The organism is Marinobacter sp. L-46 (genome assembly GCF_056859535.1).
In genome coordinates this window covers 1-20,688 of the sequence record NZ_JBSXOP010000093.1, presented here as the reverse complement: position 1 = coordinate 20,688, position 20,688 = coordinate 1, and the positions used below count along the sequence as shown (strand labels likewise).

Sequence of the window (20,688 nt, the reverse complement as noted above, 5' to 3'; positions counted from 1 at the left end):
AGACAGTTTTTGCCAAGTCGATTCCGATTAGGGTAACGTTCATCTGAACACCTCTTGTTGTTGACCTATTGATTTTGCACATCTAATAGTGGCGCTTTGACGCCGATCTCAACAAGAGGTGTTCATCCCATCATCCATGTGACGCTTGGGCTCCGCCATCCATGGCTCCGCACAGTTTTGGAAGGCCTACCGCCAATCCCCGCCCAGACCCCGTGCGCGCACCTTCTGAAATTCAACAACAAGAGTAAGTTATGAACATTCGCCCTGCGGCCACCCTGGTTCTGACCCGAGATACTGACAACGGCATTGAAGCCCTGCTCCTGCAACGCAGCTGGGAAGCCATTTTCATGCCGGGGTATTTTGTGTTCCCCGGCGGGGCGGTTAACGAACAGGAGCCGGAGGCGCGGGCGCATTCGATCGGGATTGAAGATGCTGACATCAGTCAGACCATGAGCCTGGATGAGGGCGGCGCGGATTATATGTTGGCGGCGGTTCGGGAGTGTTTTGAGGAGGCGGGGATTCTGCTGGCTCAGGAGGGTTCCGGGAAGCTGGTGGATTCCGGTCATGCGGTGCATGGTGAGCGGTTTGCGTTGTTCCGGGAGGAGGTTTCGCTGGCGCAGTTGTGTGAGAAGCATCAGCTGACGTTGCCGCTGGACCGGCTGGCGTATCTGAGCCACTGGGTAACCCCGCCGGGGCCGCCGCGGCGGTTTGATACGCGGTTTTTTGTGGCGGTGGCGCCGGAGGGTCAGGTTGCCAGTCATGATGGCACCGAGACCATTGACCATGTGTGGATTTCGCCGGCGCAGGCGCTGGAGGAGCATCGGGGCGGGCAGCGGTTGTTGGGGTTACCGACGATTCGCACGTTGCGGGTGTTGTGTGATTTCAGCACCACCGCTGAGCTGATGCGCTATGCCCATGCCAATCCGCCGGAGGCATTTCCGACCGACCCGTGGCCGGCACTTCGCAAGGGCCAGCCGGTGCTGCTGGAGCCCAATGCGCCGGCCTATGACGAGGCGGTGAAGCTGGACCCGGAAGGCGAAGGGTCCACCCGGGCGGAGATTGTTCCGGGTGAGCCGGTAGAGGTGGCGGCCGGGGTGATACGGCTGACGGCGCCGAATCCGGGCATGATGACCGGGCCGGGCACCAACACCTACATTCTGGGCCATGAGCGGTTTACGGTGATCGATCCGGGGCCGGTGAACGAGGCCCACATCGAGCGGATTCTGGAGCTGACCGGCGGGGTGGTGGATCAGGTGCTGGCCACCCATACCCATATGGACCATTCGCCGGCGGCCCGGGTGCTGAAGGAACGTACCGGGTGCCGGGTGTTCGGCTGGCCTGCACCGGATGCGCCCAGCCACGACAAGGCCTTCGCCCCGGACGATGAACCGGGGCATGAGGACCTGATTGTTACCGAGGCCGGGGTTCTGAAGGTGTTGCACACGCCCGGCCACGCTTCGAACCATCTGTGTTTTCTGTTGCTGGAGCAGGAGTTGCTGTTCTCCGGCGACCACATCATGCAAGGCTCAACAGTGGTGATCAATCCGCCGGATGGCGATATGAAGGCGTATGTGGAGTCTCTGTACGAACTGCTGGAAGAGCCGGTACGGTTTATTGCCCCCGCCCACGGCTTTCTGATGGGCCAGCCGGAGGCGGTGATTGATTATCTGATCACCCACCGGTTGTCACGGGAACACAAGATCTTCCGGGCGCTGGAAGCCCTGGCACCGGTTTCCCTTAAAGATCTCACCGCCAAGGCCTATGACGATGTACCCGCGGCCATTCATGGCCTGGCAGCCCGCTCGGCTTTAGCGCATTTACTGAAGCTGGAGGCCGAGCACAGGGCGTTCCAGGCCGATGGCCTCTGGCATACCGTGCACCCGGATTGACGGCCTGGCTACTTCTTGGCGATCACCCAGACCGCGTGAACAATGCCGGGGATGTAGCCCAGAATGGTCAGCAGGATGTTGATCCAGAAATGCTTGCCGATACCAACCTGCAAAAAAACTCCTAACGGCGGTAACAGAATCGCAATCAGAATTCGCAAAAGGTCCATACAGTTATCTCCCTGGTCAGCGTATAACGGTTCATATCATTGCAAGATAGCACTGTTATACACAACAGGCCGGCCAATATCCGGCCCTAAATCATGAAAGTGGCATTAAAGCTTCGTCACGGCGGTATTCATGACACCCCGCGGGCCCTATGCTTGGGCCGATTGGTCAAGGTACTTGAGGACTTATGCTGTTTCCCAAACGCGACTACTCCGCAAACCGCACTCTGCTCACCTGTTTTTTGCTGGCGCTGGTGCCAATGGGCGCTGGTGCTAATGCCGGCAGCTCTCCGACCGGTGCGGCGATGCCGGCTCCACTGATCGCGCAGCTCGCGGAAGATGAAAATGTCGAAGATGTGGTTCAGTCCGAGCCGCGCAAGATTGCCCCCAACGTCGACTTGAAGAAAGTGGCGCCCATGCCGGAACCGGAGCCAGAATCGGAATCGGAACTGGCGGGGCCCGAACCGGTACCCTCGGAAACCTTCACCCTGCTGGGCAAGGAAGTCTTGCCCGGAACCTCTACCCGCTTGGCATGGTCCCCTAATATCCAGATTGCCGGGCTGTCCCAGACCACGCCGGTTCTGGTGGTAAACGGTGCTCACACCGGCCCCACCCTGTGCCTGACCGGCGCGATTCACGGTGACGAACTGAACGGTATCGAAATTGTGCGCCGGGCCATGTACGACCTGGACCCGGCCAAGCTGAGCGGCCGCGTGGTGGGGGTTCCCATCGTCAACCTGAGCGGTTTCCAGCAGGGCAGCCGTTACCTGCCAGACCGGCGAGACCTCAACCGGTACTTCCCCGGCCGCCCCGACGGTACCCTGGCAGACCGGATTGCCCATTCCCTGTTCACCGATGTAATCGGCCACTGCGACATGCTGGTGGATATCCACACCGGTTCCCTCAAGCGTACCAACCTGCCCCAGCTGCGGGCCGATATGAACAACCCGGAAGTGGCCGAGTTCACCCGGGGCTTTGATCGCATGGCGGTGGTGCACAGCAGCGGTTCACCGGGCATGCTGCGCACGGCTGCGGTCAACGCGGGCATTCGCGCGGTAACCCTGGAAGCGGGTGAATCGCTGCGCATCCAGGAACACCAGATTGAAGCCGGCGTAAACAGCCTCAACAGCCTGATGGAAAAACACGGCATGATTTCCCGGATGTTTGTCTGGGGCGATCCGCAGCCGGTTTACTACGACTCCACCTGGATTCGCGCCCAGCATGGCGGCATTCTGTTCAGCGATGTGGATCTGGGTGACCGGATTTCCGAGGGTGAAATCCTCGGCTACGTGGCCGACCCGATCACCAACGAACAATACCCCATCCGCTCGAATTCCAACGGCCGGGTAATCGGTATGGCGGTAGACCAGGTGGTGATGGCCGGCTTTGCCGCCTACCACATTGGTACGGAGGCAGAAGTACCGGGAGAGTAGTATGCTAGGCGTTTGATGCACTGACCCCAAGGACACCCCGTGGCTGCAGATAACGCCGGCATGCTGTCGAAAATTCCGGGCCTGGCCTATATCGGCCTGGTGCTGACGCCGCTGTTCTGGGCTGGCAACGCCGTGGTGGCCCGGGGCACGGTCGAGCACATTCCGCCCTTGTCTATGTCGTTCTGGCGCTGGGTACTGGCGCTGGCCATTATCCTGCCGTTCGGCTTACCCGGCATCTGGCGCCACCGGCAGGTCATTCGTCAGCGCCTCGGGTCCATGATTGCACTGGCCACCTTCAGCGTTGCCGCTTTCAATTCCCTGCTCTATGTCGCGGCCATGACCACGACAGCCACCAACATCGCGCTGATCAACGCCACCATTCCGATTTTTGTCGCGCTACTGGCCTGGCTGTTGTTGGGTGACCGGACCCGCCCGATTCAGATACTGGGCATTGCCATGGCCCTGGCCGGCATTCTGTGCGTGATTGCCCGCGGAGATCTGTCGGTGCTGACCGGCCTGCAGGCCCAGCCCGGAGACCTGGTAATGGTGGCGGCGGTGTTCAGCTGGGGCCTGTTCTCGGTACTGCTGCGCCGGCAGGCGGTGCCACTGCCGGCACTGACCTTCCTCACCACGCAGATCCTGCTGGGTACCCTGATTCTCGCGCCGGTCTACCTGCTGGACTTTCTGTTCTTCAGCGGCGGCTTTACCCTGTCAAAAAGTACCGCCCTGCCTCTGATCTATTTCGCGATTTTTCCGGGCATTCTGGCCTATGCGTTCTGGAACCATGGCGTACACAGCATTGGCCCTGCCCGGGCTGCCATTTTCATGTACCTTACGCCGGTTTATGCCTCTGTACTGGCGGTTGTTTTCCTCAGGGAAAACCTCAGCCTGTTCCATCTGCTGGGTGGACTGCTGATACTCGGAGGCCTGATACTGGCGACCCGAACCGGCCGGCGCCTGCACCGCCAGCCTGTCACTGCACTGGATAAAGGAGAGCCGAATGACTAGGCAGACCACCTCTACACATTCCTGGCCGGCCATCATTGCCCTGATGCTGGCCGCTCTTTCCCTGAACGTCGCGGCAGCCCCCTGCGACCCGGACGAGTCCAAATGGGTGCCCTCCCGCTATTACCCGGCCGGAGCCGTGGTTCACCATGACGGCGAGTGGTACCAGTCCCGGAAGCTACACGAGGGCCTGGAGCCAGGCATTACTTTTGACTGGAAACAGCTGGATTCCGCACCGGAATGCTCCGGCGAGGCAGCTTCCCCGGCCCCGATCGACAAGTCCGACGCAAAAACCGGGCAATCTGCTCAGGCAGGTACGGTCACTGAAAGCCCGGATTCACCAGCCCCGGAATCGTCCAGTGACAACGAACTGTGCGAGCAGCCCGACCAGTGGCTGTTCTCAGTGAGCTACACCGTGGGCAGCGAAGCCAGCCATGGTGGCAAGATCTGGAAGGCGATCCGCCCGACCACCGGCGATATGCCCGGGATGAATACGCCGCCGCGCTGGCAACTGGTTGAAGATCACTGCGCTCTGGAATCTCAGCTGCCCTGACCGGGCGGCTGAAGGGCCGCCTCAATACGGTCGAAGATCTGCGACAATACCGCCCTCGGGCAGCCGATGTTCAGCCGCATGAAGCCACTGCCCTGGCTGCCGAAACTGAGCCCCGGATTGAGGCCGACCCCTGCTTGCTGCACGAAAAAGCGTTTCAGGGCCGTGTCGTCCAGCTTCAGTCCCCGACAGTCTAGCCAGATCAGGTAGGTGCCCTCCGGCGCCGAGGTGCGGATGCCCGGCAGCCGGCGGTTAACTTCCTGCACCAGGAAATCGCGATTACCCTGCAGATAGGCCATCAGATCATCCCGCCAGGGACCGCCATGGCGATAGCCTGCCTCGAACCCGGCGATGCTGAACGGGTTGCACTGGGGCAGGTGCAGCCTGTCGAACACCGATTTCATGGCTTTGCGGCGCTCCGGATCCGGAATCACCAGGGCCGACAGGCCCAGACCCGGCATATTGAAGGTCTTGCTCGGCGCCACCGCCGTAATCAGCGCATCATCCCCGTCGGCCAGGGTCGCCAACACCCGATGAGCGGGCTTGTCAGGATAGGTAAGATCGCAGTGAATCTCGTCGGACAGCACCACCAGGCCATGGCGGCGCGCGATGTCCAGCACCTGAACCAGTTCCGCCTCGCGCCAGACCCGCCCTACCGGATTATGGGGTGAACACAGCAGCAACACTTTAGCCTCCGGCTGGGCGGCGCATTGCTCCAAATGCTCCAGATTCATGCGGTAGTCACCGGTTTGGTCTGCCACCAGCGGATTTTCAATCACGGTCCGACCGGTATCCCTGACCGAGCTGAAAAACGGCGGATACACCGGCGGCTGGATAATCACGCCTTCTTCCGGTTGGGCAAAGGCCAGGCATGCGGCATTCAGGGACGGCACCACACCGGGCGCCATGACAATCCAGTCTCGCTGGATGAGCCAGCCATGACGGCTTTCAAACCACTGGATCATGGCCTCATAAAGGCTTTCCGGGAACAGGGTATAGCCATACACCGGATGCTGCGCCCGCTCGGTCAGCGCACGGGTAACCGCTTCCGGAGCCGGAAAGTCCATATCGGCAACCCACGCCGGAATCACGTCTTCACGGCCGAATACCGCCTTGCGGGCGTCGAACTTGACCGAGCAGGTGTGTTCTCTGGCAATGGGCTGATCGAATTTACTGCCGTTCATGGGGGCTCCGCTTGCTGTCTCCGTGAGAACGCTATTGTGGTGGTCCGGTGCCGGCGCCGCAACCGGCGGCTTGGCTCCGGCTTTGGTCGAAGAGCCACGAATTTCGCTTGCCCAATCCACCCGATACTTGCGAACCTAACGGATTAATCGCCTGCGTTGACCAATACAATAATCGGAGCCCTTCCATGATTGGCCAGATTCTATCCACCATGCTGCCGGTATTTCTGATTGCCGGCTGCGGCGCCTTGTACGGGCGTTACCGGACACCGGATATTCAGGGCCTGAACGTGCTCAACATGGAACTGTTCGTGCCCATGCTGGTGTTTGCGGTACTGGCCGACCAGCAGGCGCCCTTGCAGGAATACGGTTGGCTGGCCCTCGCCGCCACAGTGGTGGTTCTGGGTTCTGGTGTGATTCTGTATCCGGTGGCCAAGCTGCTGAAGCTGAACCTGAAAACCTTCCTGCCACCGATGATGTTCAACAACTCCGGCAACATGGGCATTCCGATTCTGGTGCTGGCCTTTGGCGAAGCGGCACTGCCGGCCGCCATTGTGCTGTTTATCGTGGAAATGCTGCTGCACTTCTCGGTGGGTCTGTACATGCTGGACCCCCACACCTCCATCATCCGCCGGCTGCGGTTGCCCATTGTGTTCGCCAGCATCGCCGGCCTGGCGGTGAATCTCAGCGGGATTTCCCTGCCGGGTTGGCTGCTGGAAACCCTGAACATGCTTGGCGGTGTGTGCATTCCACTGATGCTGTTTGCCCTGGGCGTCCGCATGCTGGATGTCGATTTCAGCGACTGGAAGCTGGGGCTGATCGGCGCCATCGCCTGCCCCGCCAGCGGTCTGCTGCTGGCCTGGCCAATGATCGCCATGCTCGACCTGCCGGGGCTTCAGGTCGCCAGCCTGTGGGTGTTTGCGGCACTGCCGCCGGCGGTACTGAACTACATGGTGGCAGAGCAGTACAAGCAGGAACCTCACAAGGTGGCATCGCTGGTATTATTGAGCAACCTCGGCAGCCTGGTGGTGATGCCGGTGGTGCTCGGCCTGGTGTTTGCCGCCGGCTACGTATAAACGGGTTTCAACCCACGATTTCGACTTACCAGGTACGGTATTCCATGTCTGAAGCAGTAGCGGTTGTTCGCGCCTCCCGCCCCAATTTCCTGGTTCTGGCACCGCTGTGTGTCGCGCTCGGGCTGGCCGTGGCCTGGCAACAGGGTGAACCACCCGCCCTGCTGGATACCCTGCTGGTGTTCATCGGCGCGATTCTGGCCCATGCCGCCGTTAACCTGCTGAACGAGTACGAAGACTTTGTCTCGGGCCTCGACCTGACCACCAGCCGCACGCCGTTTTCCGGCGGCAGCGGAGCCCTGCCGGAAACTCCGTCGGCGGCCAGAAGGGTGCTCTTTGCCGCCCTTGGCACCCTGGCTCTGGTGATTGCCATTGGCCTGTACTTTCTATGGCTGCGCGGCCTGCCCATGTTTGTGCTCGGCGCCGCCGGCGTAATGCTGGTACTCACCTACACCCGCTGGATTACCCGCTCCCCCTGGCTGTGCCTGCTGGCCCCCGGTATCGGCTTTGGCCCGGTGATGGTGCTGGGTGCACTGATTGCCCTGGGCGCCCGTCTGGATGCCACCGCACTGGTGTGCGCCGGCGTCGCCCTGCTGCTGGTGAGCGAGCTGCTGCTGATCAACCAGATCCCCGATGCCGAGGCCGACCGCAAAGCCGGCCGCCGGCACCTGGTGATCACCCTGGGCCCCCGCGCCGCCAGCAAGCTGGTCGCAGCACTGTTGTTGGGCAGCTTCGGGCTTATTGCCACTGCCGCCTGGCTCAACCTGATACCAGCCTGGAGCCTGCTGGCGCTGCTGCCACTGCCCATTGCACTGTGGCTGAGCCGGCAACTGCCAGCGTGCCTGGATAACCCCGCCGCGCTGAATCAGGTACTCGGTGCCAACGTCGCCGTACTGCTGTCCACCCTGGCCTTGCTGGTGCTGGGCATCAGCCTCTGAAAGCCGGTGGTTTCACTTGCAACTGACTGATCTATAGCCGATGGTTAGGGGCAAACATTTTGATATGGAGATCTGTTGATGAGTGTCCTGCTTCTGGTTCTCAGTGCCCTGGTGCTGATCTATTTCAGTATCGGTGGCAAAACCGCCGCGATCGTGATGTCCGTCACCACCCTGATCGGGGTCGCTAACGACGATTGGCACATCCTCAGCTTTCTGGTTGGCGGTATCCTGCTGGCACTGGCCCTGTTGATCACCCTGCCCGGAGACCTTCGCCTGGACAAGTTCAGCCGGCCATTGCTGGGCTGGGTCCGCAGCCGCTTGCCCAAGCTGTCGTCCACCGAACAGGAAGCCCTGGCCTCCGGCTCTGTAGACTGGGACGGCGAACTGTTCTCCGGCAAGCCGGAATGGAACAAGCTGCTGGACGCCGCCCCCGCGCACCTGACCAGTGAAGAGCAGGCATTTCTCGACGGCCCGGTGGAAGAACTGTGCCAGATGCTGGACGACTGGCAGATCACCCACGAACACTACGACCTGCCCGAAAAAGCCTGGAAATTCATCCGTGAAAACGGCTTCTTCGGCCTGGTCATTCCCAAGGAAGACGGCGGCCTGGGCTTCTCCAACACCGCCCATTCCGAAATCGTGATGAAAATCTCCACCCGCAGCGTATCGGCGGCAGTCACCGTGATGGTGCCCAACTCCCTCGGCCCGGGCGAGCTGCTGATGCACTACGGCACCGACGACCAGAAGCAGAATTACCTGCCGCGCCTGGCCGGTGGCGAAGAGATTCCCTGCTTTGCCCTCACATCGCCGGTGGCCGGCTCCGACGCCGGCGCGATTCCGGATAAAGGCATCGTCTGCAAGGGCGAATGGAACGGCAAGGAAGTACTGGGCCTGAAGGTCACCTGGAACAAGCGCTACATCACCCTGGCCCCGGTGGCGACCCTGATCGGCCTGGCCATCAAGGTGTATGACCCGGAAAAACTGCTGGGCGGCGACGATGACATTGGCGTGACCTGTGTGCTGGTACCCCGGGATACCGACGGCGTACACGCCGGCGCCCGCCACCTGCCCATGAACACGGTATTCATGAACGGCCCCACCTGGGGCAATGAAGTCTTTATTCCCATGGAACAGGTCATCGGCGGCCAGGACATGCTCGGCAAGGGCTGGAAAATGCTGCTGGAATGCCTGTCCATCGGCCGCTCCATCTCCCTGCCAGCCCTCGGCACCGGTGCCGGCAAACTGGCCAGCCTGGCTACGGGGTCGTACGCCTACACCCGGGAACAGTTCGGCCGCTCCATCAGCCAGTTTGAAGGCGTGCAGGAAGCCCTGGAACCCATTGCCGGCTACACCTACATGATGGACGCAGCCCGCCTGCTAACCGCCGGCATGCTGGACCGGGGCGTACGGCCTTCCGTGCCCTCTGCCGTGCTGAAATACCGCAACACCGACCTGATGCGGGAAGTGATCAACCACGCCATGGACGTAGTAGCCGGCCGCGGCGTGATTACCGGCCCCCGCAACTTCCTGGCCCGGGCCTACCAGGCCGTGCCCATCGGCATTACCGTGGAAGGCGCGAATATTCTGACCCGCAGCCTGATGATCTTCGGCCAGGGCGCCATCCGCTGCCATCCGTTTATCGTCGAAGAAATCGAAGCGGCCGGCATGGAAGACGAAGACAAGGCTGCCAAGAAATTCGACGGCATCTTCTACCGCCACCTGGCCCACACCACCCGCAATGCCCTGCGTGCACTCGTGCTGGGCCTGAGCAAGGGCTGGCTGGAAACCGCGCCACGCCACGGCGACATCGAGAAATACTACCGCCAGCTGGGCCGTTTCTCTGCGGCCTTCGCCCTGATGACCGACGTCACCCTGCTTACCGTCGGCGGTGGCCTGAAAGCCCGCCAGCGCCTGTCTGGCCGCATGGCCGACTGCCTGGTGCAGCTGTACTACGCCACGGCGGTGATCAAGCAATGGCACGAAGAAGGCTACCCGGACGATCAGCGAGACCTGGTGGAATGGTGCCTGCAAACCTGCCTGCACGACCTGCAGAACTCCATGCGCGAAGCCATCATCAACTTCCCGGTCCCGGCCCTGCGCTGGCCGCTACGGTTGCTGGTGTTCCCGCTCGGCGCCACCGGCCTGAACGGCCCGGATGACAAACTCGGCGCGAAGGTGGCGGCGACCATTGTGAAAGACACGCCGGTACGCCAGCGCATCAGCCGGGGTACCTTCATCAACATGGATCCGGACGATCCTCTGGGGCGCGTTCTGAACGCCTACAAGCTGGCCAACGAAACCGCCGACATGCGCCAGCGCCTGCACGAAGCCATCCGCAGCCGCGACGAAGACGAGCTGGACGGTATCGCCCTGTTGATGGGGCATCAGCGCAAGGAGCTGGTGGACTGGGCCTGTGCCCAGGGTATCGTAACAGCCGACGAGTGCCCGAAGCTGGAAGAAGCCCTGACGGCCCTGTACGACGTGATCCGCGTAGATGCGTTTGATGCTGATGGCCTGAAAGCACTGGCTAAAGCGGCTACCGGTAAGCGTAAAGTTGTCGAGCGGTCTTCGGAGTAGGATTACTTGTTTTAGGTGGAGGTCAAACCTTGGCGGGCAGGCCTCCCAAAAACCGCTCCTTCGGCACATCCATGTGGCGCTTCTGCTCCGCCATCCATGGCTCCGCACATTTTTGGGAGGCCTGCCCGCCAAGGTTCTCCCCATGCTTTCTGCAACCCTCCACATAAATCCCGGCGCAACCACGCGAACTGCACAAGGCATAGCTGAACAGGGCGGGCGAGCCTTTCCAGAAATTTGTGGAGCCATGGATGGCGGAACATAAGCGCCCATGGAAGGCTAGAGCGCTTTCTGGAAAGGCTCGCCCGCCCTGTTCAAAGCACCGAAGCAGCAGGCTAGGAGGATCACTCCCCCCGAAGCCCACCCCGAATTGCCTCGTCAACCAACCACCGGCGTAACGTCTGAATCCCACGTTCCCGCCGGCGGCTGGTCTTCCAGGCAAAGTAGAACTTATCGCCGGTCACCACCGAATGGGTCGGTAAACGAACGAAGTCTTCGGAATCCTTCCGGGTACTCAGCATATAGTCGTTGGTCAGGGCGATTCCCTGATGGAACCGCGCAGCTTCCAGCGCCAGCAGCATGTGGCTGAAATGCTGAACACGGGCAGCAGACGGCAACGGCTGCTCCACATCCCGAAACCACGCCTGCCAGTCACCGGCGGGTTTGTCGAAGATGCTGTGGGTCGATAACAACGGAAAGCGCGCGATATCCTCCGGCGACACCGGACTCTCATCCCGCCCCTCCGGCTCTGCGTCACGCCCCAGCTCCCGCCGGATGCGCTGCCAGTAATCCTGGCTGCACACCGGAAACAACCGCTCCGTGTACAAATGCTCATAGCTGTAGGCCGGCGCCGTGGTGTGGATGGTGATAAAACAATCCGCCACCCGATCCGACAACACCGGGTTCTCGCTGCTCATCTCCAGAGCCAGGTCGATCTGCGGGTGCAACCGCTGCAAATCCGGCAACCGCGGCACCAGCCAGCGCACCGCAAACGAACTGAACACCGACAACCGCAACCGGGACTCTTCATGCCCCAGCAACTGTTCACTCGCCCGTTCAATCTGCAACAAGGCGGTGCCAATCGCATCAAAGTACTGCCGGCCTTCGTCGGTCAGCGTCACCGTACGGCCTGAACGCCAGAACAGCCTTTCGCCCAGATAAGTCTCCAGCTGTTTGATCTGGTGACTGACCGCACTCTGGGTGATGGCCAGTTCCTCGGCGGCAGCCGAAAAGCTGTTCAGCCGGGCAACGGCTTCGAATACGGGGAGGGCTTTGAGTGGGGGTAGTCTCATTGACGCCAGCTATCTATTTTTCTAATGACTGTTCAATAATGATCATTTTATCGGATAGTAGCACTTCATTAGACTCACCACAGAATTTCGCGGATCAGTCCGGGTTGTCCCTCCGAAAATGTTCGTAGCCATGGATGGCGGAGACAAGCGTACAGGGATGTACTCGCAGCGGTTTTCGGAGGGACAACCCGGACTGATCCTGCCACCAAACTATGAAGGCTGGATAAAGGAAGGAAGCCCCAAAGTGTCAGGCAAAACCGTCAACAGCGCCATTCTGCTGCTGGTCATCGGCAACGCCATGGCCATACTATCGGACGTCTTCATCAAACTAATGGACCCCGGCGCCCCCGTCTTCCAGTTCGCCTTCCTGCGCTGCGTACTCACCCTGGTGTTCCTGCTGCCGCTGGCCCGCAAACTCGACACAGGCAACCTCTTCGGCGGCCTGAAAGTCCACGCCATCCGTGCCCACATCCACCTGGTCGGCATCGTATGCATGGTGATCGCCCTCACCAACCTGCCGCTGGCTACCGCCAACGCCCTGTTCTACGCCGCGCCGATACTGGTGATGGTGCTGTCGGCCGTATTCTTCCGGGAAAAACTCACGCCCCTGAGCGTCACCGCCGTATTCAGCGGCTTTGCCGGCATCATCGTGATACTGCGCCCGGTGGAGTTCAACTGGGCCGTCATCGCTGCCCTGGGCTCAGCCTTTGCCCTGGCCATCAACGCCGTCATGGTGCGCCAGCTGCCGAAAGAACAAACCACCGTGCACAAGCTGTTCCTGAACTACCTGCTGATCATACCGGCCGCAGCCGCACTGGCATTCTGGGAAGGGGCAACGTGGAACCTGCAGATCCTGGTCAGCGCCGCCGGCTCGGCCCTGTTCATCCTGGGTTACAACATCACCGTCTTGCTGGCCTATCGGCAGGTGGATGCCAACCAGGTCACCAGCGCCGAATACACCGGGCTGATCTGGGCGGTGGCCATTGGCTGGATCTGGTTTGGTGAGGTGCCGGACCTGTGGTTCCTGGCCGGCAGCATGATGATCGTGGTGCCGCTGGTACTGATCGGCCTGCGGCACCGGCGGCGTTCACCGGCCCGGGGCTTTAACCCCGCCAGCCGGGAAACACCGCAGAAAGAGCTGGACCCCGGGTTCAGCGGGTCTGCTCAATGATCGCCTGGGTATCGCGGATAATCCGCGCTACCCGATGCTCCGGCGGCAGACGGTCGTCGTAGCCGTAGCTGGTGCGGTATCCGTTCCGGTAATCGTCACGATACCGGTAGTGATCGTGGCGGTCCCGGTACTTTTCCTGTTTGTAGCGCGCTTTTTGCCGCTTCTCCCAGTATTTTCGATCATGGTCCCGGCTGTAGTGCCGGTCGCCGCGATGATCGCGGTCCCGCCATTCCGAGCGCAGGTACTTCTTCTGGTGCCCCGGCGGCAGCGCCTTGCCCCGTTCCAGCTGTTTCTGGATGCCCGGCGGGTGGCCATGGCCACGGTAGCCGTCTGCCTGTGCCAGGCCGGCAAAGCCCAGGGCGACAATCAGGGTACTGCTGATCAGTAGTCGTTTCATGATGACTCTCCCATCTGTTGACCGACTGAAACCATGCTATACGGAAACTTTCCGTGAAGCCTTGCCGTCAGATTACCTAACAGAAGGGTGTTGTCAGGGCCCGAAGGGCGAATTTGCACAAGCTTTACACCGGTTGACGTTTAACGGTCCTTAACCGCGACAGGTTCGCTGCCAAGCAGGTGCGTTTCTATCGCAAAGGTATGCACACAGTCGTCGCCCAATGCCCGCAAAGACTCCGCCAGCCGCAGCAGATACTCGGAATTCGGGCCACTGGGCCCGGCGGCAGCGGCAATCTGGGCGGCGATATCCGCTTCCGGGGCCTCGCCCAGAAACGCCTCGTTATCCTCCGTGGCGATGTACACCAGCCCCTCGGCGTGGCTGCCGTCGTCGAAGGTCATGGTGGTACTGAAGCGCAGGTAGCCGTTCTTTTCCCGCACATCCAGGTACTCGAACACATTGGGCGATACCCGGTAGGCCATGCCTTTGCATCGTGCTCCGGGCTGCTCAATCAGGGTGACCACCCGCCCCGGTGCTTCCGGTGTGCCCCGATGGTCGTGGGAACCCTGCCAGAACCGCCGCGCCCAACCGCGAATAGTAGCCGGGCGTTGTTCCAGAAACGGGAAATCCACCTTGTAAATCAGCGAGCCATAGCCAAACAGCCATACCGATTCGATACCCTCAAAGTTGTACCGGGCCCGATTGTGGTCGATAGTATTAGCAGTCATTCCTGTCCTGACATATCCGGGAGACGTTTCAATTGCAGGTTTTTCATTCAATCCGGCTGGCGCTTCTGGCCAGCTTTGCCGGCTGGCTCATCCAGTGTCCGGTTAGCGCAGCCGAGCCGGACAGCCAGCCAATCCCCACCTACAGCGCGGTGGTTCAGGATATCGATTACTATCCCATCTACAAGGCTGATTTAGCCAGTAACGAGTATTCCGGTTACCTGCGGGACCTGATGGATGCCTTTGCTGCGGCCGAGGGTATCCGCTTCGAGTACACGGTGCGGCCGGTGCGCCGGATGATCTGGGAGTACACCCGGGGCCTGTATGACTTCGCCCTGCCCGATCACCCCAACTGGAACAAATCCGAAAAACTGGGCATGGAGCTGAGCTATTCGCCGCCGCTGCTGCACTTTGCCGATGGCCTGTACGTGTTGCGGGAAAACGCCGGCATCACCCGGGAGCAGATGGCCGACTACGGCACCATACACGGCTTTACCCCGTGGAAATTCCAGGACCGGATCGACCAGGGCAATGTTGAACTGATTACCGCGTCATCGCCGGAAAACCTGGTGCTGATGGCGCTGGCCGGTCGGGTAGAAGTGATCAACCTGGCGGCGCCGGTGGCGGAGTACCATTTCCGCAACCTGGACGCGACAGGGCGCTTTGAAACCGCGGCCCACCTGCTGCCGGTCAGCCTCAGCAGCTACCATCTGTCATCTGCCCGGCACCCGGACATCATCAACGCACTGGCCGATTTTCTTGAGCAAAACCCCGAAATCCCACAGCAACTGCAGGAAAAATACCGGTTTCCGGCCTTACCCTCAGGCGACTGAGGCCATAAACCCGGCAATACCGGTCAGAACAATTTCCGCCGCCATGGCCGAGAGAATCAGGCCGCTGATCTTCGACATGATGTTCAGGCCGGTCTTGCCCAGGGCTTTTTCCAGGTAGCTGGACAACCTCAGCAATACCGCCAGGATCAGCAAGCCGGACACCAGCCCCAGCAAACCGCCCGCCACTTCCGGCACGGCCTTGAGTTCCGCCCCGTAAACCAGGATGGCACCAATCGTTGCCGGGCCGATCATCACCGGAATGGCCAGGGGCACCACGGCGATGTCATCGCGATCTTCGTCCGGCAGGCCGGTGGCGTGGTTGCGGGTGCCGCTGTTCACCAGGCTGATAGCGGTGAGGAACAGCAGGCTGCCGGCCCCGATGCGGAACGAGTTCAGGGTAATGCCGATGGCATTGAACAGCAGCGGGCCGGCAAAGAACAGGATCACCCCCAGAATAAACGCCGACACACAGGCCCGGCGGATGATCGACGCCTTCTCGGCTGCCGGTAACCCCCGGGTAAGCGCCAGGAACATGGTGACCACGAAAAACGGCGCCAGCAGGAACAGGAAGCGAATGGTGCTGCTGAGGTAGGTCGAGAAAAACGTTTCAAGCATTGAGGCAAATCCGGCACAGGTTTAAAGCCGGTAAGCATAGCGCCGGTTTGCCGGTTCTGCCGTAAGGAAGAGAACCTATGATGGGTGTTCAGCGCTTCTTGATGGATGGTTTGCGGGGCTTTCCGGGTTTCGACGGTTTGCCCTTCGGGCCGGAGCCGCGTCCACCCGCTTTCGGACCGTTACCGGGCTTGCCGCCCGGGCGCTTTCCGGGCCCGCTGCCGGGGCCTTTGCGGCCTTTGCCTGCGGGGGCTTTTCCGCCAGGCTTTGCTCCGGCCCTGGCCGGCTTACCACCAGGACCCGGGCGGCCACCCTTCGCTGCGGCAGGCTTTTTACGGGGCTTGTTACCGGCCGGCTGCGAGGCCTCCGACGACGAATCCCGGATGGCGTCGAACAGCACCGCCAGTTCCTGTTCAGTGAGATCCCGCCAGGCCCCAACCGGCAGCCCCTGCAGGCTGACGTTCATGATCCGCACCCGCTCCAGCCGAGTGACCTCGTAGCCAAAATGCTCGGCCATGCGGCGGATCTGGCGGTTCAGGCCCTGTACCAGGATGATGCGGAACACAAACCGGGAAACCTTCTCGACCTTGCAGCGCTTGGTCATGGTGCCCAGGATTGGCACGCCGTTACTCATGCCCTCGACGAATTCCCGGGTGACCGGCTTATCCACCGTCACCAGGTATTCTTTCTCGTGGTTATTACCGGCCCGCAGGATCTTGTTCACCAGGTCGCCGTTACTGGTGAGGAAAATCAGCCCCTGGGAGTCTTTATCCAGCCGGCCGATGGGGAAAATCCGCTCGCTGTGGCCGACAAAGCGCTGGATATTGTCTTTCTCGGCGCTGTCGGTGGTGCTGACGATGCCCACCGGCTTGTTCAGGGCGATAAAGACCAGATCTTCTTCATCCCGGGGTTCCACCACCTGGCCGTTCACCTTCACCACATCGCCCGGCAACACCTGATCGCCCACCTGGGCCCGGCGGCCGTTGATGTGAACATTACCCTGCTCGATGTAGCGGTCAGCATCCCGGCGAGAGCACATGCCGCTCTCGCTGATGTATTTGTTCAGTCGGGTGGAGGTTCTGGTGTTCATGGAGCCCTGCCGGATGCCTGGAAATGGGATAACTCACGGTCGAATGCGGGCATCATCCCACCGGGTGGCCGCTACGGCAACCGGCAAACCGCGGTTCGCCCCCGAACTACCCCAGCATTATCTGGAACTTACACCAGCATTAGACTAAAGAATTAGGTAGTTTCACTAACACTGTTAAGCATGCTTTCTTGTTTCGCTGTTAGAATACGGCGCTTTTCTGTTCGCCCCATTGCCGACAAGGTCAGAAACCGGGGCCGTTAACCGCATAACAAGAGGTGGATCATGTCGACCGAATCCAGGATTCGTTGCCCAAAACTTAGCAAACGTATTATGAGTGCCCGAGACGCTGCCAGCCTGATCCCCTCCGGCGTGAACGTAGGCATGAGCGGCTTTACCGGCGCGGGCTACCCGAAAGCCGTGCCCCAGGCCCTGGCCGAGCACATCCGTGACCACCGCGCCCGTGGCGAGAACTTCCGCATCAGCGTATGGACCGGTGCCTCCACCGCCCCGGAACTGGACGGCGCGCTGGCCGAAGTAGACGGCATTGAAATGCGCCTGCCCTACCAGAGCGATCCCACCTGCCGCCAGAAGATCAACGAAGGCAAGATGGAATACATGGATATCCACCTGTCGCACGTGGCCCAGCACGCCTGGTCCGGTTTCTTCGGCAAGCTGGATATTGCCGTCATCGAGGTGGTAGGCATTACGGAAGATGGTCGGCTGATTCCGTCGTCGTCCATCGGCAACAACAAAACCTGGATTGACCAGGCCGACAAGGTCATCCTCGAAGTGAACCACGGCCAGAGTGCCGGCCTGGAAGGCATGCACGACGTCTATTACGGCACCGCATTGCCGCCGCGCCGCAAGCCGATTCCGATCACCAAACCGGACGAGCGCTTTGGTGAGAAGTACCTGATGTGCCCGCCGGAGAAAGTGATTGCGGTAGTGGAAACCAACTCGCCGGACCGCAACTCCCGTTTCAGCGACCCGGACGAAAACTCCCGTCGCATTGCCGGCCACCTGCTGGACTTCTTCGCCAGCGAAGTCGAAAAGAAGCGCCTGCCGGCCAACCTGCTGCCGCTGCAATCCGGCGTCGGCAACATTGCCAACGCTGTGATGGCTGGCCTGAACGAAGGCCCGTTCAACAACCTGACCGCCTACACCGAAGTACTGCAGGACGGCATGCTGGAGATGCTGAAATCCGGCAAACTGGCCAAGGCCTCAGCCACCGCCTTCTCCCTGAGCCCGGAAGCCAACCAGGAACTGGCCGACAACATCGATTTCTACCGGGACCGCATTGTGCTGCGGACCCAGGAAATCAGTAACCATCCGGAAGTGATCCGCCGCCTGGGCATCATTGCCATGAACGGCATGATCGAAGCCGACATCTACGGTAACGTGAACTCCACCCACGTGATGGGCACCCGCATCATGAACGGCATCGGCGGTTCCGGCGACTTTGCCCGTAACGGCTTCCTGTCGGTGTTCATGACCCCGTCGACCGCCAAGGGTGGCTCTATTTCCACGATTGTGCCGATGGTGTCCCACGTGGACCACACCGAACACGATGTGCAGATTGTCGTGACCGAACAGGGCCTGGCCGACCTGCGCGGCCTTCCGCCCCGCCAGCGGGCGCTGAACATCATCGAAAAGTGTGCGCACCCGGACTTCCGCCCGCGCCTGCGGGACTACTTCGAGCGCGCCTGCAACAGCGGCCGCGGCATGCACACCCCACACCTGCTGGAAGAAGCCCTGAGCTGGCACCACCGCTTCGAAGAAACCGGGCAGATGTAACCCGGTTTACAGGGCCAGCCACTGCGCTGGCCCTGTTGTAATGGTCAGCCGGCCAGTGCCGGCTCGCCACCCTGCTCCATCACCTCTTCTGCTTCACACACATACTGCTCGGCATCAAAGCGCCGGGTCTGCTGCCGGAACTGCCAGGTAAAGCCCGGCCACAGTGTGGTGTTCTTGCCGTTCGCGTTCACGTACCAGCTCTTGCAGCCGGTCTGCCAGACAGAATCCCCCAGCTTGGCGTGAATCGAGGCGTTGTACTGGCTGAAGGCGTCTTCTTTCACTTCCACGCTCTTCCAGCCCCGGTGCTGCATTTTCTTCAGGGCATCCAGCACGTACTGAACCTGGGATTCGATCATGTACACCATGGAACTGTGGCCGAGGCCGGTGTTCGGGCCCATCAGCATGAAGAAGTTGGGGAAGCCGGCCACCGTGGTGCCCTTGTAGGCTTCCGCACCCTCGCGCCAGGCATCCAGCAGGTCCTGGCCGCCACGGCCGAAAATCATGCCCCGGGGAATCGGCTCCTGGGCCTTGAAGCCGGTGCCGTAGACGATGCAGTCCACCTCACGCTCAGTGCCGTTGTTATCCACAATGGTGTTGCCTTTCACTTCACGGATGCCATCGGTGAGCACATCCACGTGATCCTGGTCCAGCGCCGGGTAGTAGTTGTTGGAGATCAGCACCCGCTTGCAGCCGAAGTGGAAATCCGGCGTGACTTTCTTGCGCAGCGCCTTGTCCTTGATCTGGTTGCGGATGTGGCGGCGGGCCTGCAGTTCACCGATTTTCAGGATGCGCGGGTTACCCACAAAGCCCAGCACCCGGGCTTCCAGCATCCAGTAAATGCTCTGACGGAAGGCATTCAGGGTTTGCGGGAACTTGCGGAACATCATCCGCTCCAGCGGGCGGATTTCCCGGTCCGGCTTGGGCATGATCCACGGCGGCGTGCGCTGGTACAGGTCCAGGTGGGCCGCATTCCTGGCAATCTCCGACACAAACTGGATGGCCGACGCGCCAGTGCCGATAACGGCCACCCGCTTGCCCCGGAAATCGTAGTCGTGATCCCAGTTCTGGGAGTGGAAGCGAGTGCCGGTGAAAGACTCCATACCCTTGATGTCCGGGTACGCCGGCGTGCTCAGGCCGCCCATGCCGGACACCAGCACCTCGGCGTGCAGTTTGCGGAATTTGGGCAGGGTTTTGTCACTGCGATCCTGTGAATCTCCTGGCTTGAGGCCCTGCTTTTCCATATAGGCCCAGAGTTCGGGGCTGTCGCAGGTTTCGATGGTCCAGGCACCGGTTCTTTCATCCCAGCGGGCACCGGCTACGTGGGTGTTGAGCTGGATGTGCTCCATCAGGCCGTACTTTTCCGCGCAGTGGCGCAGATAGGCTTTGATCTCCGGCTGGGTGGCAAACATCCGGCTCCAGTTGGGGTTCTGTTCGAAGGAGAAGGAGTACAGCGCCGATTGCACGTCGCAGGCGCAGCCGGGGTAGTGGTTTTCGTGCCAGGTGCCGCCGATGTCGTCGCTTTGTTCTAGGATCACAAAGTCGTGAAATCCTGCTTCTTTGAGTTTGATGGCCATGCCGAGGCCGGAGAAGCCGGTGCCGATGATGGCGATCTGGGCGGTTTGTGTCATTGCTGCACTCCTGTGTGGCCTGTTTGGGCCTTGCCTGTTGTTGTTTCGGTGGTCATCATGACCGGTAGACACATGTATACCGCCATGGGTAGACACTTGTATACTCCGGTTCGGGTGTTTGGCCTTGGGTGACAGATTGTTGGCCTGTGCGGCCCCAGTGTTGGGAGCGTGGGTTCGGCTGGCCTCTGGCTTCGGGGGGTTGGTTGGTTTGGGGGGAGGCTGTCCAAAAACCGCTCCTTGCGGCACCCCTACGGGGTCCGGCCCGCAATCACAGATTGCGGTCGCTCAGCTGTCGCATGAAGCTTCGCTTCATCAGCGCTCGGCTGAGCCCATGTGGCGCTT

General features: G+C 60.9%; 18 protein-coding genes. 10 read left to right on the top strand and 8 right to left on the bottom strand.

The features are described from left to right. Positions 1-251 precede the first annotated feature (251 nt). Positions 252-1,889, top strand: coding sequence for an MBL fold metallo-hydrolase (locus AC13DJ_RS17440; RefSeq protein WP_482934143.1), 1,638 nt, complete (start codon positions 252-254; stop codon positions 1,887-1,889). 8 nt (positions 1,890-1,897) lie between these two features. Here AC13DJ_RS17440 and AC13DJ_RS17435 read toward each other — a convergent pair whose 3' ends face one another. After that, positions 1,898-2,056 (bottom strand): YqaE/Pmp3 family membrane protein, encoded by a 159-nt coding sequence (locus AC13DJ_RS17435; RefSeq protein ID WP_004581060.1) that lies wholly within the window; start codon positions 2,054-2,056, stop codon positions 1,898-1,900. Positions 2,057-2,241: 185 nt separating this feature from the next. Here AC13DJ_RS17435 and AC13DJ_RS17430 point away from each other — a divergent pair, with 185 nt between their 5' ends. Genes AC13DJ_RS17430 through AC13DJ_RS17420 form a run of 3 tightly spaced genes read left to right on the top strand, consistent with a single transcriptional unit; the run spans position 2,242 to position 5,044 of the window. Beyond that, a complete protein-coding gene (locus tag AC13DJ_RS17430) occupies positions 2,242-3,486 on the top strand; it encodes a succinylglutamate desuccinylase/aspartoacylase family protein (protein WP_022989319.1) in 1,245 nt (414 codons plus the stop codon). A 60-nt stretch (positions 3,487-3,546) separates the two neighbouring features. Further along, complete coding sequence (locus AC13DJ_RS17425; RefSeq protein ID WP_482934144.1) at positions 3,547-4,494, top strand: DMT family transporter; 948 nt, start codon at positions 3,547-3,549, stop codon at positions 4,492-4,494. Then, positions 4,487-5,044, top strand: a complete 558-nt coding sequence (locus AC13DJ_RS17420; RefSeq protein ID WP_482934142.1) for a carbohydrate-binding protein — start codon at positions 4,487-4,489, stop codon at positions 5,042-5,044. The genes AC13DJ_RS17425 and AC13DJ_RS17420 overlap by 8 nt, the downstream gene beginning before the upstream one ends. Here AC13DJ_RS17420 and AC13DJ_RS17415 read toward each other — a convergent pair. Beyond that, complete coding sequence (locus AC13DJ_RS17415) at positions 5,032-6,225, bottom strand: MalY/PatB family protein (RefSeq protein ID WP_482934141.1); 1,194 nt, start codon at positions 6,223-6,225, stop codon at positions 5,032-5,034. The genes AC13DJ_RS17420 and AC13DJ_RS17415 overlap by 13 nt on opposite strands. Before the next feature lie 185 nt (positions 6,226-6,410). On the opposite strand from AC13DJ_RS17415, the gene AC13DJ_RS17410 reads away from it, so the two are divergent. From AC13DJ_RS17410 to AC13DJ_RS17400, 3 genes are all read left to right on the top strand, one after another. Continuing rightward, positions 6,411-7,298: an AEC family transporter gene (locus tag AC13DJ_RS17410; protein WP_482934140.1), complete on the top strand. Its 888-nt coding sequence runs from the start codon at positions 6,411-6,413 to the stop codon at positions 7,296-7,298. A 44-nt stretch (positions 7,299-7,342) separates the two neighbouring features. Then, entirely contained in the window at positions 7,343-8,233 is an 891-nt protein-coding gene (locus AC13DJ_RS17405; RefSeq protein WP_482934139.1) for a prenyltransferase, read from the top strand. Between the two features lie 78 nt (positions 8,234-8,311). Beyond that, complete coding sequence (locus tag AC13DJ_RS17400) at positions 8,312-10,810, top strand: acyl-CoA dehydrogenase (protein WP_199456124.1); 2,499 nt, start codon at positions 8,312-8,314, stop codon at positions 10,808-10,810. A 341-nt stretch (positions 10,811-11,151) separates the two neighbouring features. Here AC13DJ_RS17400 and AC13DJ_RS17395 read toward each other — a convergent pair whose 3' ends face one another. After that, a complete protein-coding gene (locus AC13DJ_RS17395; protein WP_482934138.1) occupies positions 11,152-12,099 on the bottom strand; it encodes a LysR family transcriptional regulator in 948 nt (315 codons plus the stop codon). 244 nt (positions 12,100-12,343) lie between these two features. Here AC13DJ_RS17395 and AC13DJ_RS17390 point away from each other — a divergent pair, with 244 nt between their 5' ends. After that, positions 12,344-13,270 carry a DMT family transporter gene (locus tag AC13DJ_RS17390; protein ID WP_482934137.1) on the top strand — a complete coding sequence of 309 codons (927 nt, stop codon included), beginning with the start codon at positions 12,344-12,346 and terminating at the stop codon, positions 13,268-13,270. Here AC13DJ_RS17390 and AC13DJ_RS17385 read toward each other — a convergent pair. Together AC13DJ_RS17385 and AC13DJ_RS17380 are read right to left on the bottom strand one after the other, a co-directional pair. Continuing rightward, the gene (locus AC13DJ_RS17385; RefSeq protein WP_232901804.1) at positions 13,251-13,667 is read right to left on the bottom strand and encodes a hypothetical protein; all 417 of its coding nucleotides are present in this window, start codon (positions 13,665-13,667) and stop codon (positions 13,251-13,253) included. The two genes, AC13DJ_RS17390 and AC13DJ_RS17385, sit on opposite strands and share 20 nt — an antisense overlap. 140 nt (positions 13,668-13,807) lie before the next feature. After that, entirely contained in the window at positions 13,808-14,392 is a 585-nt protein-coding gene (locus tag AC13DJ_RS17380) for a gamma-glutamylcyclotransferase (protein ID WP_199456120.1), read from the bottom strand. 32 nt (positions 14,393-14,424) lie between these two features. Between AC13DJ_RS17380 and AC13DJ_RS17375 the strand changes: the two genes are divergently transcribed. Next, positions 14,425-15,222, top strand: a complete 798-nt coding sequence (locus AC13DJ_RS17375; protein WP_199456119.1) for a substrate-binding periplasmic protein — start codon at positions 14,425-14,427, stop codon at positions 15,220-15,222. Here the strand turns inward: AC13DJ_RS17375 and AC13DJ_RS17370 are convergent. Together AC13DJ_RS17370 and rluF are read right to left on the bottom strand one after the other, a co-directional pair. Next, positions 15,211-15,837, bottom strand: a complete 627-nt coding sequence (locus AC13DJ_RS17370; protein WP_022990652.1) for a MarC family protein — start codon at positions 15,835-15,837, stop codon at positions 15,211-15,213. The two genes, AC13DJ_RS17375 and AC13DJ_RS17370, sit on opposite strands and share 12 nt — an antisense overlap. A gap of 88 nt (positions 15,838-15,925) precedes the next feature. Next, positions 15,926-16,924: a 23S rRNA pseudouridine(2604) synthase RluF gene (gene rluF, locus AC13DJ_RS17365; RefSeq protein WP_199456118.1), complete on the bottom strand. Its 999-nt coding sequence runs from the start codon at positions 16,922-16,924 to the stop codon at positions 15,926-15,928. 282 nt (positions 16,925-17,206) lie between these two features. Here rluF and AC13DJ_RS17360 point away from each other — a divergent pair, with 282 nt between their 5' ends. Next, positions 17,207-18,718, top strand: coding sequence for an acetyl-CoA hydrolase/transferase family protein (locus AC13DJ_RS17360; RefSeq protein ID WP_094624811.1), 1,512 nt, complete (start codon positions 17,207-17,209; stop codon positions 18,716-18,718). 44 nt (positions 18,719-18,762) lie between these two features. Here AC13DJ_RS17360 and AC13DJ_RS17355 read toward each other — a convergent pair whose 3' ends face one another. Beyond that, positions 18,763-20,346, bottom strand: coding sequence for a flavin-containing monooxygenase (locus AC13DJ_RS17355; protein WP_482934136.1), 1,584 nt, complete (start codon positions 20,344-20,346; stop codon positions 18,763-18,765). Positions 20,347-20,688 lie beyond the last annotated feature (342 nt).